The 14378-nt window shown below is 39.8% G+C and carries 13 protein-coding genes and 2 pseudogenes; 5 read left to right on the top strand and 10 right to left on the bottom strand.

Features of this window, described 5'->3' with window-relative positions; translation table 11 throughout:
* Positions 1 to 2 precede the first annotated feature (2 nt).
* Positions 3 to 1047 (top strand): IS630-like element ISBs2 family transposase gene (locus tag N1I87_RS07755; RefSeq protein ID WP_341101242.1). Its coding sequence is split into 2 segments (ribosomal slippage): positions 3 to 506 and positions 508 to 1047, totalling 1044 coding nucleotides; the frame shifts between segments, so codons are not numbered across the junction.
* A gap of 275 nt (positions 1048 to 1322) precedes the next feature.
* Here N1I87_RS07755 and N1I87_RS07750 read toward each other — a convergent pair.
* The 3 genes and pseudogenes from N1I87_RS07750 to N1I87_RS07740 all read right to left on the bottom strand — a co-directional run.
* A complete protein-coding gene (locus tag N1I87_RS07750; protein ID WP_004439960.1) occupies positions 1323 to 1979 on the bottom strand; it encodes an amino acid ABC transporter permease in 657 nt (218 codons plus the stop codon).
* A gap of 113 nt (positions 1980 to 2092) precedes the next feature.
* The gene (locus tag N1I87_RS07745; RefSeq protein ID WP_341101241.1) at positions 2093 to 2875 is read right to left on the bottom strand and encodes a basic amino acid ABC transporter substrate-binding protein; all 783 of its coding nucleotides are present in this window, start codon (positions 2873 to 2875) and stop codon (positions 2093 to 2095) included.
* A gap of 294 nt (positions 2876 to 3169) precedes the next feature.
* Positions 3170 to 3760 (bottom strand): annotated as a pseudogene (locus N1I87_RS07740) (aldehyde dehydrogenase family protein); the annotation flags it as partial.
* An 85-nt stretch (positions 3761 to 3845) separates the two neighbouring features.
* Between N1I87_RS07740 and tnpA the strand changes: the two are divergent.
* The 3 genes from tnpA to tnpC all read left to right on the top strand — a co-directional run bounded on the left by tnpA (position 3846) and on the right by tnpC (position 6155).
* Positions 3846 to 4166, top strand: a complete 321-nt coding sequence (gene tnpA, locus N1I87_RS07735) for an IS66 family insertion sequence element accessory protein TnpA (RefSeq protein ID WP_003352856.1) — start codon at positions 3846 to 3848, stop codon at positions 4164 to 4166.
* Positions 4160 to 4516, top strand: a complete 357-nt coding sequence (tnpB, locus tag N1I87_RS07730; protein ID WP_003352857.1) for an IS66 family insertion sequence element accessory protein TnpB — start codon at positions 4160 to 4162, stop codon at positions 4514 to 4516. The genes tnpA and tnpB overlap by 7 nt, the downstream gene beginning before the upstream one ends.
* A gap of 61 nt (positions 4517 to 4577) precedes the next feature.
* On the top strand, positions 4578 to 6155 hold the full coding sequence (gene tnpC / locus N1I87_RS07725; protein ID WP_048623352.1) for an IS66 family transposase: 1578 nt from the start codon (positions 4578 to 4580) through the stop codon (positions 6153 to 6155).
* Positions 6156 to 6201: 46 nt separating this feature from the next.
* Here the strand turns inward: tnpC and N1I87_RS07720 are convergent.
* The 7 genes and pseudogenes from N1I87_RS07720 to coxB form a co-directional block, all read right to left on the bottom strand.
* Positions 6202 to 7125, bottom strand: a pseudogene (locus tag N1I87_RS07720) (aldehyde dehydrogenase family protein); the annotation flags it as partial.
* A gap of 674 nt (positions 7126 to 7799) precedes the next feature.
* Positions 7800 to 8282: a threonine/serine exporter family protein gene (locus N1I87_RS07715; protein WP_341101239.1), complete on the bottom strand. Its 483-nt coding sequence runs from the start codon at positions 8280 to 8282 to the stop codon at positions 7800 to 7802.
* A gap of 73 nt (positions 8283 to 8355) precedes the next feature.
* On the bottom strand, positions 8356 to 9111 hold the full coding sequence (locus tag N1I87_RS07710) for a threonine/serine exporter family protein (protein WP_341101237.1): 756 nt from the start codon (positions 9109 to 9111) through the stop codon (positions 8356 to 8358).
* Between the two features lie 246 nt (positions 9112 to 9357).
* Positions 9358 to 9654 carry a cytochrome o ubiquinol oxidase subunit IV gene (gene cyoD, locus N1I87_RS07705; RefSeq protein ID WP_004439978.1) on the bottom strand — a complete coding sequence of 99 codons (297 nt, stop codon included), beginning with the start codon at positions 9652 to 9654 and terminating at the stop codon, positions 9358 to 9360.
* 1 nt (position 9655) lies between these two features.
* On the bottom strand, positions 9656 to 10252 hold the full coding sequence (cyoC, locus tag N1I87_RS07700; protein ID WP_048623491.1) for a cytochrome o ubiquinol oxidase subunit III: 597 nt from the start codon (positions 10250 to 10252) through the stop codon (positions 9656 to 9658).
* Complete coding sequence (locus N1I87_RS07695; protein WP_341101236.1) at positions 10252 to 12222, bottom strand: cbb3-type cytochrome c oxidase subunit I; 1971 nt, start codon at positions 12220 to 12222, stop codon at positions 10252 to 10254. The genes cyoC and N1I87_RS07695 overlap by 1 nt, the downstream gene beginning before the upstream one ends.
* 67 nt (positions 12223 to 12289) lie before the next feature.
* Positions 12290 to 13252, bottom strand: coding sequence for a cytochrome c oxidase subunit II (coxB, locus tag N1I87_RS07690; RefSeq protein WP_341101235.1), 963 nt, complete (start codon positions 13250 to 13252; stop codon positions 12290 to 12292).
* A 650-nt stretch (positions 13253 to 13902) separates the two neighbouring features.
* On the opposite strand from coxB, the gene N1I87_RS07685 reads away from it, so the two are divergent.
* A complete protein-coding gene (locus N1I87_RS07685; RefSeq protein WP_341101233.1) occupies positions 13903 to 14244 on the top strand; it encodes an antibiotic biosynthesis monooxygenase family protein in 342 nt (113 codons plus the stop codon).
* The last annotated feature ends 134 nt before the right edge of the window (positions 14245 to 14378 follow it).

The raw sequence follows: 14378 nt of genomic DNA, 5'->3' as shown, positions 1-14378 counted from the left end.
ATATGATGCCAAATCACAAAGACGAGATCGAAAAGTTGTCCACTGCCATGAAAGAAGCAAAAAGTAAACGAGCATATGAACGCTACCAAGCGATTTATCTTCATTTGCAGGGATATACCAAAGGAGAAATCGCAACGATTATTGGTCGATCCAAGAAAACTATTTATAACTATATTCATGCCTACGCCCAGCGCGGTCTTGATGGACTGGAGATGAAATACTCACCTGGCGCCCCACGTCGATTGACCCCTGAGCAGGAAAAAGAGCTGGCTTTGATCATTGAACATCAGCTCCCCGTAGATGTGGGATTCGAAGCAAAATATAATTGGACGCTTGCGATAATCGCTGAACTCATTCAACAAAAGTGGGGGCCAACATACACGCTTCGCGGAACAAGTGACATTCTGCATCGGTTAGGGCTAAGCTATACGAAACCGACCTATACACTAGCCAATGCCGATGAAGAGAAACAAAAAGAATTCGTCGAAATCACCTTCCCTGAAGTAAAAAAAACTGGTAGATGGGAACATCGCCCATGTCCTCTTTCAAGATGAGTCGATGATTCGTGATTACCAAGCGATTCAAAAAACATGGTTTGTCAAAGGAAAACAACGAATCATTCCGACGTTTGGAAAACATCAAGGGCTGAAGCTGATTGGCACGTTGAACTACGAAACAGGGGAAGTGTTTTGCATCGAAGAAGAACGCTATGACGCGGAAACATTTCTTCGATTTCTTCAACTTGTGTTAGAACGCTATCCCACAGGCAAAATAGTGATGATTTTAGATAACGCTCGAATTCACCATGCCAAACTCATTCAGCCATTTTTAAAAGAACACGAAGATTGGTTAGAGCTCGTCTTTTTGCCACCATACAGTCCGCAATTGAACTTGATTGAAGGGCTATGGAAATGGCTGAAATCAGACGTGATTTACAACGTGTTCTATTCGAGTGTGCAAGAAATTAGAAAGAATGTCCAAGCCTTTATTCAGCGAATCAACCAGAAACCAGAACAAACGATCGATCATTTGTGTGTTCAGTTGTAAATCTTTAATTCAACTTATATAGATAAGGAATAAAGTATAACGGCGGACTTTCGTGGAAAATATAAAGAGCGCCATTGTTTTCCGTTCTTTTAGGGAACAATGGCCGTATTTTCAAAAAACCGTACCAAATCTAAATTCAGATTTTTCAACTCATGAGATTGCTAGGAGCCTGTTTCTATAAGGCATTGAGTGAAAAAAATTTACACATTCATTCAAATTGAATGGAAAAACAATCCTACCAGCACACTAAATTTCATGCTAAAGAAGTTCTATGATTATTCTGACACCCATCTTTTTTCCAAAAAAGTGGCCATCCACGTTAAAAGGGTGATGATGATCCAATACATAACTGCGATCGCCGTCAAAAACTGGAACGCTTTAAAATTAATCGAATAAATCGTTTGAGCTGTATACGTTAATTCCGCCACTCCTATAGTCGCAAACAAAGAAGTATCTTTTAAGCTGATGATAAATTGATTCAAGAAGGCGGGGATCATCCGTTTCACTGCTTGCGGAAGAATTACATGCCTCATCGTCTGCCAATAACTCAATCCCGAAGCTCTCCCTGCTTCCATTTGTCCACGGTCAATAGATTCTATCCCGCCGCGGAAAATTTCCACCAAATACGCCCCCGCATTTATGCTCAAAACAAAAATACCGGCCGTTGTAGGTTCAATCGATCCTTTGATAATCAATGGAAAAACGCCAAAATAAAAGAAAATGAGCTGGACGTAAAGGGGAGTTCCCCTGATTAAGCTGACATAAAATTTGGTAATGGCCCGCAATAGTTTTGACCGAGAGACTCGGAACAATCCGAACACGAGACCGATAATGGCCGCAAAGAAAAGCGAAAATATCGCTAGTTCAATGGTTTTCCATGCTCCTTTCAATAAAAGCGGCATCTGATCCATGACAAGTAAAAATCCATTCATCATATTCCCTCCTTCAGCTATCGCCACGCTCTTCTCCATCTTTGAACTATAAAATAAAAGATACAAATTTCCATCATTGACTTGAAAAAGGGTGCTGCGAGTGCACCCTTGCTTTATTTCGGCTTGGTTCCAAAGTATTTTTCATATAATTGATCGTATTTTCCGTTTTTCTTCAATTTCGCCAACCCGTCGTTAAAGTCTTTTAAAAGTTGTGATTCATCTTTAGCAATCGCAATGCCGTAATCCTCTGTCGTTAGTTTTTTGCCTACGATCTTGAGTTGGGAAGCCGTTCCTGAATGAATTTTAGACATGACAAACGGCAAATCGTTCACTAACGCATCTGCACGACCTTTTTCTACATCCATATAAAGAGTTGGTTCATCTTCTAATATTTTGACATTGGCCCCATACTTCGCTTTCAGCTCATTGGCTTTTTCCAAACCGGAAGAACCTTGTTTCGCAACGATCATTTTTCCTTTTAAATCTTTCAATGATTTGATGGCGCTTTCTTTTTTCGTCACTAAGACCAGTCCAGATTGGTAATATGGTTCGGTAAAATCGATTACTTTCTTTCGGTCGTCGCGTATTGTAATGGCTGCCACTCCGCCATCCACTTGCTTGGACTGCAGTGACGTGATCAAACCGTCAAATTTCATTTCTCTCCATTTCACTTTGTAATGCTTCTCTTTCGCAATTTCTTGAACAATCTCAATATCAAAACCTTTTAACTGGCCATTTTCTTTAAATGAGAATGGGGCAATAGCAGGTTCTGTCGCAAACACAACCGTCCTTTCTTTGGTGCCGCCATTTCCCGACTTTTCCGATTTTTGGCCACATGCCGCTAATCCAATCGCCAGAAGGAAAACGAATATAATCGATCCAACTTTTTTCATCATTTCCCGCCTCTCTTTTATGCTTATTGCCATTTTCGATCTTTTGAAAATTTGACCCGGATTTCACCCGATTACTTGCGAATAATATTTATCTTAAAGTGTGCAAAAACTGTCAGCATGGAAGTTGCCTCTGTAGCTGCTACAAAGTTTTTACGGTACGTAAATTGTAGAGTTCTTGGCCCAAAAGGTTTGCAATGAGGTTTTTCACATTTTGTATAATTCAAAAACTGGTAGAACAGTTTATAAAAATGGAAACGACAAACGTTCTTTTCCCACCCTAATTCACTTCAAGCGATATCATGATTCCACATCGATTTGAGCTCGCTGTAATTTTCCGCTAAAATCGACATACACACTTTTCCATTCCGTAAACACATCCAATGCTGCCACACCGGAATCGCGATGACCATTGCCGGTGCCTTTTGTGCCGCCGAATGGCAGATGAATTTCCGCACCGGTCGTTCCGGCATTAATGTACACAATGCCCGTATCTAAGTCTCGCTGAGCGGCAAACACTCGGTTGACATTTCGTGTATAAATGGAACTGGATAATCCATAAGCAACGCTATTATTCACTTCCACCGCTTCTTCAAAACTTCGAACAGGAATGATGGAAAGCACCGGTCCAAAAATTTCCTCTTGAGCAATTCTCATATCAGGCCGAACATTCGTAAATAAAGTAGGGGCATAATAATTTCCGCCGTCGAGATTTTTTTCTTTAACGATATAACCTCCCGCAAGCAAGTCGGCCCCTTCCTTTTGACCCATTTCTACAAACTCATGTATTTTCTTTAATGCACTTTTGTTAATAACAGGCCCTATTTTGACGTCTTCGTTTAATCCATTTCCGATTGTCAGTTTTTTCATTTCTTGAAGCAGACGTTTTTCCGTAAGCGTCAAATCTTGGACACCTTCTTGATGTGCTAATTTCATGAGATAATCTCCTCAAGATGAAATTGAAGGAGGTTTTTTTATGCCTAAGAATCCTGAATTACGAAAGGTTTGGGAACAACGAATCGCTGACTATCGTAAAAGCGGTCAAACTCAAGTAAACTGGTGCAAGGAAAATCAATGGAGTATTCACCAGTTTAAATACTGGTTAAGAAAAATTGAAAATCCAATAAAAAATCAAGGAAAGTCTACAAAATGGGCATCCGTTACCCTAGAAGATCATTCACAAACAGTTGAAAATTCATTACGGATTGAAATTAGTGGGATTTCAATTGAAGTAAAACCTGGTTTCGATCCGGCCTTTCTTTCAGAAGTGGTTAGGACGTTGAAATCAACATGTTAGTTGGTACAAGAGCTGAACGAGTTTACTTGGCAAAAGGAAGTACTGATTTGAGAAAATCCATTGATGGATTAGCTGCTTTGGTGAAAGAGGGATTTGATTTAGATCCCTTTTCATCAAGCTATTTTGTGTTCTGTAATCGAAAGCGAGATAAATTAAAAATTCTTCACTGGGACTATAATGGTTTTTGGCTTTATTATCGTCGATTGGAAAAAGGAAAATTTCAATGGCCAAATGAAAATGACACTGGAACGATACAAATTAGTTATCGGCAATTACGCTGGTTATTGGATGGTCTTGCAATGGAGCAAAAGAAAGCACACCCAGAAGTAAAGGCTAGAACAGTTATATGAATTTTTTACTTTTAACAAAAACCTTGGAGGAAAATAGCTAAAACCGTCGAATTATTACTACATGATGAAAAATTTAAAGAATCCTACCCAAAACCCATTTGAATTAATTGAAAAACTTCAACAGCAAATCGTTGAATTGACGGCGAAATTACGATGGTATGAAGAACAGTATCGTCTTAGTCAAAAACGAAAATTTGGCTCTTCAAGCGAAAAAACAAATCCTAATCAATTAGAACTACCTTTATTCAATGAAGCAGAGGTAGAGTCTAATGTAAAAGCCGAAGAGCCAACTGTTGAAACAATTACATATCGTCGTAAAAAGAAACGTGGTCAACGTCAAGCTACGTTTGAAAACCTGCCTATGGAAACGATTGAATATCGTTTACCCGAAGAAGAGCAGGTCTGTTCGTGTTGCGGTGAAAAAACACACGAAATGAGCACAGAAGTACGACAAGAATTAGTGATTATTCCGGCTCAAGTCAAAGTTTTAAAACACGTTCGATATGTCTATGGATGCCGTCATTGTGAGCGTAATGAAATAGAGACACCAATCGTTACAGCACCTGCCCCAAAATCTGTGTATCCAAAAAGTTTAGCTTCACCGTCAAGCATGGCATATATTATGAATCAAAAATATGTAGAGGGGCTACCTCTATATCGCCAAGAACAACAGTTCAAACGATTAGGTGTGATCTTATCCAGGCAAACCATGGCCAATTGGATGCTTTATGGTGCCGAAAAATGGCTTGCGCCAATTTATCAACGAATGAAAGAGCATCTCCTCTCTAAAGACATTCTACATGCGGATGAAACAACTGTTCAGGTTTTACATGAACCTGGAAGGTCAAGTACATCGAAATCTTACATGTGGCTTTATCGGACTGGAAGAGAGGATCCACCACTTGTCCTTTATGACTATCAGGAAACTAGAGCAGGAGAACATGCCAAAGAATTCCTAAAAGGGTTTAAAGGATACCTGCATGTCGATGGATATGCAGGATACCATAAGGTATCCGGCGTAACATTAGTTGGATGTTGGGCTCATGCCCGCAGAAAGTTCGATGAGGCTTTAAACGTACTTCCTGAATCCAAACGTCATTCAGCAGTCACAGTTCGGGAAGGACTCAATTTCTGTAATCAGCTATTTGCCATCGAGCGTGATTTGAAAGAATGTACACCAGAAGAACGATATAAAAAACGACTTAAACACAGCCAACCATTGTTGGAGGCTTTTTCAGCATGGCTAAAAACAGAGAAAAGCAATGTTTTACCAAAGAGTCTATTAGGTCAAGCCATTACATACTGCCTCAACCAATGGGAAAAACTCGTGGCATTTTTAGAGGATGGACGTTTAGAAATCGATAATAATCGAAGTGAACGATCCATTAAACCATTTGTGATCGGTAGGAAGAACTGGATTTTTAGCAATACTCCGAAAGGAGCTAAGGCCAGCTCAATCATTTACAGTATTGTGGAGACAGCAAAAGAGAATAAATTAAATCCATTTTATTATCTTCGCTACTTATTTGAAAGGCTTCCCAATATGGATATAAGCAATATGGATGAGCTTGATCAACTACTTCCTTGGTCCAAAACAATTCCTTTGAATTGTCGGGTTTTTAATAACTTATCACAATAATAGTATTTAATCCCTATCATTAAAAGGTGGGGATTATTTTACGCTTACGTTTTTCCAGTTCGGCTTTTACGTTTTCATGTACGATCACCCGGCTGCACGCTGTACACCTTTGTCCGCTCGTACCGAAGGCGCTCCATATGATTCCTTCCACTGCCAGCGATAAATCGGCATCTTCCATGACAATCACCGCATTTTTTCCGCCCATTTCAAGCGAAACACGTTTTAAAAGTTTTCCGCCTTTTTCCGCTATCGTCCGCCCTACTTCATTGGAACCGGTAAATGAAATGACATCGATATCAGGATGTTCTACGATGGCTGATCCGACTTCGAAACCAGAACCGCAAACAAGATTCATCACTCCTTTTGGCAAACCTGTTTCATCCAAGATTTTCACCAATTCTCTTGCCATTAGCGGCGTTTCCGTAGCCGGCTTCCAAATGACCGTATTTCCGGCAACAATGGCAGGGAACGATTTCCACGTAGCAATGGCAATGGGAAAATTCCAAGGAGTGATAATTCCAACGACACCAATCGGAACACGGATGCTCATGGCAAACTTATCACTTAATTCGGATGGCGTGGTTTGCCCAAACAATCTTCTTCCTTCTCCTGCCATATAAAAGGCCATATCGATTCCTTCTTGGACCTCACCGCGAGCTTCCTCAATGACTTTCCCCATTTCTTGGGTGAGGATGCTAGCCAGCTGTTCTTTTCGTTCTCTCAACAATTCGCCAACCCGATATAAATATTGCGCACGTTGCGGCGCCGGTACACGTGACCATTTTTTTTGAGCTTGTTTCGCCGCTTGGACAGCCAAATCCACATCTTCTTTTGAAGACTGCAATACTTCACCGATCGGTTGACCGTTAGCCGGATTGACGATAGGGACAAATTTCGCTTTCTTTGAAGAAGTCCATTCTCCGTTAATATAGTTGATGACTTTTTCGCCTGAAAGCTGTATGTTTGCCATCTTCCCGCCCCTTTCTTATTGAAACTCTGCATATGCCCCTTCTTCACGGAATGGCACGTAGTTTACAAACGGACGTTTTTGCTTGAAATTCATCAAAGATAATGAAAGTAAAACGGCTATTGCTGTTTTTTAAAGACCTACTCATCCATCTCCGCTGATCTTAAGGGCTCTTTTCTATTTTGCATGGTTTATGCCTGTCATTCATTTATATGAATGGAATCTTCGCTTTATCAACTCATGCAAAAATTTTGGTTTTATCAGTCATACGCTTTGCCATTTTAGTTAGATTTGGACGGAAAATTCAATTTGTCAGCAACAAATTGTATAAGACATTGAAAGCATTTGTATGGTTTGACCGATGGAGGATTACTTTGTAAGTCTTTTAAAGAGGAAAATGGTTCGAATATTCAAATTGACTTAAAGGATATAAAAAAATCACGTCTCGTAAAAGACGTGAATAAATGAAATCAAGACTTTATGGGTCGATATATGATGATCCGGAAATGATGGACCTCATTGAAAAAAGTAAAAAAAGAATTTTCATTATAAATCCGCCAGTAATTAGATTAAGTAAAAAGGGGGGACATTTGTCCAACGCTCCAGATGGAACAATAAAATAGCAAAATCTTACATTCACGGTTTTCTTTTTGCAGAAATTTTTCATTCTATAGCTTTCAGCTTTCGATATTCGTGTCCTTATTGTATAAATCACGCCATCTTGCTTTTTGCTTAATACTTAGGAATTTCCGGATAATCAGGTTGACAACTTCCGCAAATACGAGACCCATGGCGATGGCACCTGAAATCAAAAAGACTTTTGCCGCCAATTGGAGAGCGATATTATAGTCATTCTGCACGAAATGCCTCATCGCATCATAGGCCAGCCCTCCCGGTACTAAAGGGATGATTCCTCCGACAGTGAAAATAATGACCGGTGTTTTATACATTTTGGCACAAATGTAGCTGATCACCCCGACAAATATGGATGCGACACAAGAAGCAAACACGCTATCATACTGCATTTCTACTAACCAAAAATAGATAATCCAGCCGATCATCCCTACCAAGCCGCACTGAAGCAAGGAGTTTTTAGGCGCATTGAATATAATTCCAAAACCGGCGGAGGCAATAAAACTCGTAACCATTTGCTCCAGCATCTCTTTTCCCCCTCATTCATGAAGCCATCTCTTCTCGTTGAAATCTTCGAGTCTTTGTCTTTGGTATGTATTTTTATAAAAACGTAAACACAACCGCTATTCCGGTTCCGATCGCAAACGCTGTTAAAAAGGCTTCCGCTCCCCTTGATAATCCTGAAACAAGGTGTCCTGCCATTAAATCTCTCAATGCATTGGTAATGGCTAATCCGGGAACAAGCGGCATCACCGAACCAATGATGATCTTATCCAATTGGTGTCCAATTCCTATTTTGACAAAAAAAGCAGAACTGAGACCAATCATGAGAGAGGCTAAAAATTCGGCAAAAAACTTGATTTGTATAAATCGATGAACGTACACAAGAAACAAAAACCCGATAGCTCCGGCAATACAAGCAGCTAGAAAATCGTTCCACTTTCCTTGAAACATGATTAAAAAACAGCCACTTGAAATCGCGGCCGCCAGAATTTGTTCCCATAGAGGAAATGTAAAGTCGTTTTGATCCATTTCTTTTAATAGTGCATAAGCTTCTCGAATCGTTAATTTCCCGGCACTTATGTTTCTTGATACATTGTTCACTAAAGCGATTTTATGGAGATCCGTTGAACGCTCCGAAATACGGACAAGTTTGGTCGGTTCCATTCCATCCATGGAAAAAATAATGGCTGTTGGCGCAACAAAACAATGGGCGTTTTGAATTCCACATGAAGCAGCGATGCGAGACATCGTATCTTCTACACGATACGTTTCAGCTCCGCTTCTTAGCATAATTTTTCCCGCCAGTAAACATACTTCAATAATTTCCAATGTGGAATGGCCATTCTCTTTCATATCTCTCTCCTCATATCCATCAAATTCGATCCTGCTAAAGTAACAATCCAGTTGAAGTTTATCACAAAAAAATTGAAAATAAAACAGATGATGAGAATCTTTAAAGAAAAGTGTTACAGCTATTCATGACAAGTAGATAAGCTGTCCATCGCCAACAAAATAGGGTCCAGCCCTCCGAACCATCATTATCCACTTGAAATAATGGCAGGTTGTTGGAGGACTAGACCCTTTTTTTACGTTCTATTTTTATTGTACGACACTGTTAAATGTCATAATCCATATAGAACCTATTACAATGGTAATGACAAAAACAATGCCCAGCGCAAGTGCAAAAACATTATATCGCGGTTTCTCAGACTCGCGGATATGCATAAAGAAAACTAACTGGATGACAAATTGCAGAACAGCCATCGTAATGATAGCGGCGACAAGCGCCCCTTTGCTGAATGCATGATTCGTCACTAATAACAACGGGATGATGGTTAAGATAATCGATAAAATAAACCCTGTCACATAAGATTTGAGTGAGCCGTGATTTTCCATGTTACATCACCCCCATTAAATACACAATCGTGAAAATGAAGATCCAAACGACATCAAGAAAGTGCCAATAAAGACCGATCACCGTCAGTTTCCGTTTCGTTTTCACATTCAAACCGCGTTGGAAAAGTTGAATGATCAATCCTATCATCCACAAGATCCCTAAGGATACGTGCAATCCATGTGTACCGACTAATGTGAAAAAGGCAGTTAAAAATGCACTCGTAGAAATGCTTGCCCCTTCATCTACCATATGAGCAAATTCCCGCACTTCCAATCCGACGAAAGACATTCCTAACAAAATAGTGACAATCAGCCAGTTAATGATTTGTTTCTTATTTCCTTTATGCATGGCAAGCATAGCCAAACCGCTTGTAAAACTGCTTGTTAATAGAATGAACGTTTCCCATGTTACTCCGGAAAGTTCAAATATTTCTTTTCCGCTTGGACCATTGGCTATATGGTTAACTAATACGGCATACGTTGCAAACAACGTACCGAAAATTAAACAGTCCGTCACGAGGAAGATCCAGAATCCCATTACTTTCATGGATTCCAGCTCTTCCACATGATGATCATGTTGGGATGTAATCGCGGACATCATACCACCCTCCCCATGGCGGATTCCGTTTCTTTAATTTCTTCGACCGGTATATAGTAATCATCATCGTATTGGAAGGAACGTGCGAACATCGTAGCGGCTACTCCAATTAAGCCGACAACGATCATCCAAACCCATTCAAAGGTAAATCCAAAGCCGGCTATAAACCAGAAGAAAGACATTATAAACGGAATTCCAGTATTTTTTGGCATGTGAATCGGTTCTAATTCTACTTTTTCTTTTTTGTAATCCGGATCCTGCATTTTTTTCTTCATTTCCCACCATGCATCTTGTTCAGGTGCATATGGAACGACTGCGAAATTATAATGCGGAGCCGGTGAAGGAATTGACCATTCCAACGTACGTCCGTTCCATGGATCTCCAGTTGTATCTTTTTCGCCATGTTTGATGCTGTAAATAATTTGCACGGCTTGGAAAATAAATCCGATACCCATCAAAAATGCTCCGATGGTCGAAACGAAGTTTAAAGGTGCCCAGCCGCGATCCCAGCCGTATGTGTAAAGACGACGGGTCATTCCCATAAATCCAAGTGCATATTGCGGCAAGAAACATACATAGAAACCGATGTTCCAGAACCAAAAAGCCCATTTACCTAGACGGTCATTCAATTTAAAACCGAACATCTTCGGCCACCAATAAATCAGTCCAGCTAAATAAGCAAACACAACTCCACCGATCAACGTGTTGTGGAAGTGAGCAATTAAGAAGTAGCTGTTATGGTATTGGTAATCAGCTGGAGCAATGGATAGCATAACCCCAGTGGCTCCACCAATAACGAAGCACACGATAAAGCCGATTGTCCACAACATTGGTTGGCTAAACTCGATGCGACCTTTATACATCGTAAACAGCCAGTTAAATATTTTAACCCCTGTCGGTATGGCAATCGCCATCGTCGCAATAGCAAAGAACGTATTTACATCGGCCCCTGCACCCATTGTAAAGAAGTGGTGAGCCCATGTGAAATAAGAAATGACGCTGATCAGAATTAATGAAAAGACCATTGATTTATATCCAAAAATTTTCTTTTTGGAGAAAGTCGCAACCACTTCTGAGAAAATACCAAATGCCGGCAACACAACGATATAAACTTCAGGATGTCCCCACATCCAAATGAGATTGATATACATCATCGGGTTTCCAGCACCGGTCATCGTAAAGAAATGTCCGCCAAGGAAGCGGTCAATATACAACATGGCCAGCGTAGCCGTAAATACCGGGAACGCGAAAATAATTAAAATACAAGAAGCAAGCACCGACCAAGTAAAAAGCGGCATTTTCATAAGCTTCATGCCTGGTGCTCTCATTTTCAAAATGGTGACTAAGAAGTTAATTCCAGTTGCTGTACTTCCGATACCTGAAATATTGATACCCCAAACATAGAAGTTTTGACCTGGACCGCTGCTGTAAGGAATTTCAGAAAGTGGAGGATAACTTAGCCAACCGGCGTTCGGCGAACCTCCGATAACAAACGATAAGTTGAACAGCAGTGCTCCAAAGAAAAACATCCAAAAGCTTACTGCATTTAAAAACGGATACGCAACATCACGAGCACCGATTTGTAACGGAACGGCGATGTTAAACAATCCGAACATCAACGGCATCGCCATAAATAAAATCATAATCGTTCCGTGCGTCGTGAAAATTTCATTATAGTGATTGGAATCAAGAAAATGCAGACCTGGCAATGCCAACTGCGTACGCATTAATAAAGCGTCTACTCCCCCACGGAAGAGCATTAAGAGGGCAGCGATAATATACATGATTCCAATTTTTTTATGGTCAACAGTTGTCAGCCATTCGCGCCAAAGCCATCCCCATTTTTTATATCGGGTCAGCACATAAACGATGGCCAAGGACACTAATACGATCGCAACGTCTGCCCCGTATATCATTGGTTCCCCTGTAACGAAGAACCCGGAAGAGAAATCTTTGATTTTCTCCCACATATCGTTTCCTCCTTTTCCTTCTAAAAGGCGATCAGAATCATCGAAAAGTCATCGCAGCCTTTAATGGTTAATGAGACATATCCATATTCATGTCGGAGCCACCATTTTCATCCTTCATGGAATCTTTTCCAAAATCCGGGTGCGTTTTATAAGTATCCATATGGTGCATTTTGTAGAAATCTCCGCCATTTTTCTTCACAATTTTTTCGAATAAACCGTTCGGATAAGAAGAATAAAAAGCTTTATCCGTCAATCCCGGTTTTGAAAGTGTTTCATAACCTTTTTCCGTTAAAGCCGGGGATGATTTTTTCACTTGAGCTACCCATTGTTTATATTCATTTTCCGGTTTTGCAATTACTTTAAACTTCATATGAGCAAATCCTTCACCGGAAAAGTTCGCTCCGGAACCATAATAAACGCCCGGTTTGTCTGCTTTTAAATATAGTCCCATTGACATTCCCGGCATCGTATAGATCTGTCCTCCAAGCGACGGAACCCAGAAAGAATTCATTGGCGCATCGCTTGTCAGTTCAAATTTGACAGGGACTCCGGCAGGAATCACGACTTCATTGACAGAAGCTACTTTATCATCCGGATAAGTAAACAGCCATTTCCAATCCAATGACGTAGCTTGAATCGTCACAGGCTGCTTATCGGAATCATGAAAACCAGTACCTTTTGCCAGTGCAAATGTTGTTTTGGCGGTGCTGTAACCTAAAATCATACAGATCACAATCGGAATAGCCCACCAAATTATCTCAATCGTTTTGTTGTCGTCCCATTCCGGTTGATAAGGTGCTTTGTTATCCGGTTTGTCGCGGTAACGCCATATAATGTAGAAAAGTAACGCAAAGACAACAAGGATAATACCTAAGCAGACTATAGCAGAAAAAACAATAAGGTCATACTCTGTTTTGGCTACAGGTCCTTTCGGCTGGAGAACTACATAGTTTTCACAACCAGCCAGCGTCATCGCAGCAAAAATCGCCGCTGGAAGGACTTTCAGCCATTTCAGCCATTTTTGAATCATGTGTGTCTCAACTCCTCCCAAATTATGAAATTGTCAATTTTACGTCTGAAGAACATCCCAAGAGACGACAATAAATATTATTTACAATATCAATATAATATAAAGTCCGCCAAAATTGTTCATTTATTTTTCAAGTTCACTATTTTGTAACACTTCTTGACATGCTTCAAAAAAGAAAATTTTTCTCATTTAAAAACTCGATTTAAGGCGTAAAATAGATATATTAAACGCTTTCATCATCTTTCCGTGTTCTTGAAAAAAATTTAAATAGCTCAGAATAACGAATGATTCAAAAGTCCCGTATTAGAATCTGAACAAACCCGTCTCTAAACCCATTAATTTACAAATTGAAAATTCTTTTCAAATGAAAGAATGCTCTCTTTAATAAAATTCTCTTCAACACCACACCACTTTCTATTAAATAGATTGGGAAACTGCAAAGACATGACTTTTTCCCATCAATCATTTCATCGAAAAGAGATTATGCCTGCCGCCACCTTTTTATAATAATAATCATTCTTTGAAAAATTGCAATGTCACCCTTTTCCATGTTTTTTGATGAGTGTTCATTATTTTTTATTTTTATCTCACAATGTTCCGTCATTTCTGATAAAATGATAAAGAATAGCAGAATACTAGGAGAAAACAAAATGAATCTTTTTAAAACACCAAAAACTCCCTACTACGCTGTCATTTTCACTTCGGAAAGAACTGAGATCGACAGAGGATATGACGAGATGGCTGATGAAATGATGGAATTAGTTTCGAAACAAAAAGGGTTTCTAGGAGCAGAGAGTGTAAGAGACGAAGACGGATTGGGGATTACAGTTTCCTATTGGGATTCGTTGGATTCCATCCAAAACTGGAAAGAAAACGTTCGCCATCAAATAGCTCAAGAAAAAGGGAAAACAGAATGGTATAAACGTTTCACTACTAGAATATGCAAAGTGGAAAGAGAAACGATTTTTGATCCCGATGCAAAACTTAAATAATTGAAAGCATACTGTCCATCTTATTTCAAACAAGACTTAAATTTATATTACTACTCTATAAAAAAATAGGAGTTTCAACCTATACATGTAACATTTATATATAGTGACAGTAGTTGGCAAGCATTGAGTGAACG

The sequence above is a fragment of the Bacillus sp. FSL W8-0102 genome (assembly GCF_038007225.1).
GTDB classification, from domain to species: Bacteria; Bacillota; Bacilli; order Bacillales; family DSM-4216; genus Bacillus_O; species Bacillus_O smithii.
Note: the sequence above shows the minus strand (reverse complement) of the source record. Positions and strands in the feature narration are given on the sequence as shown.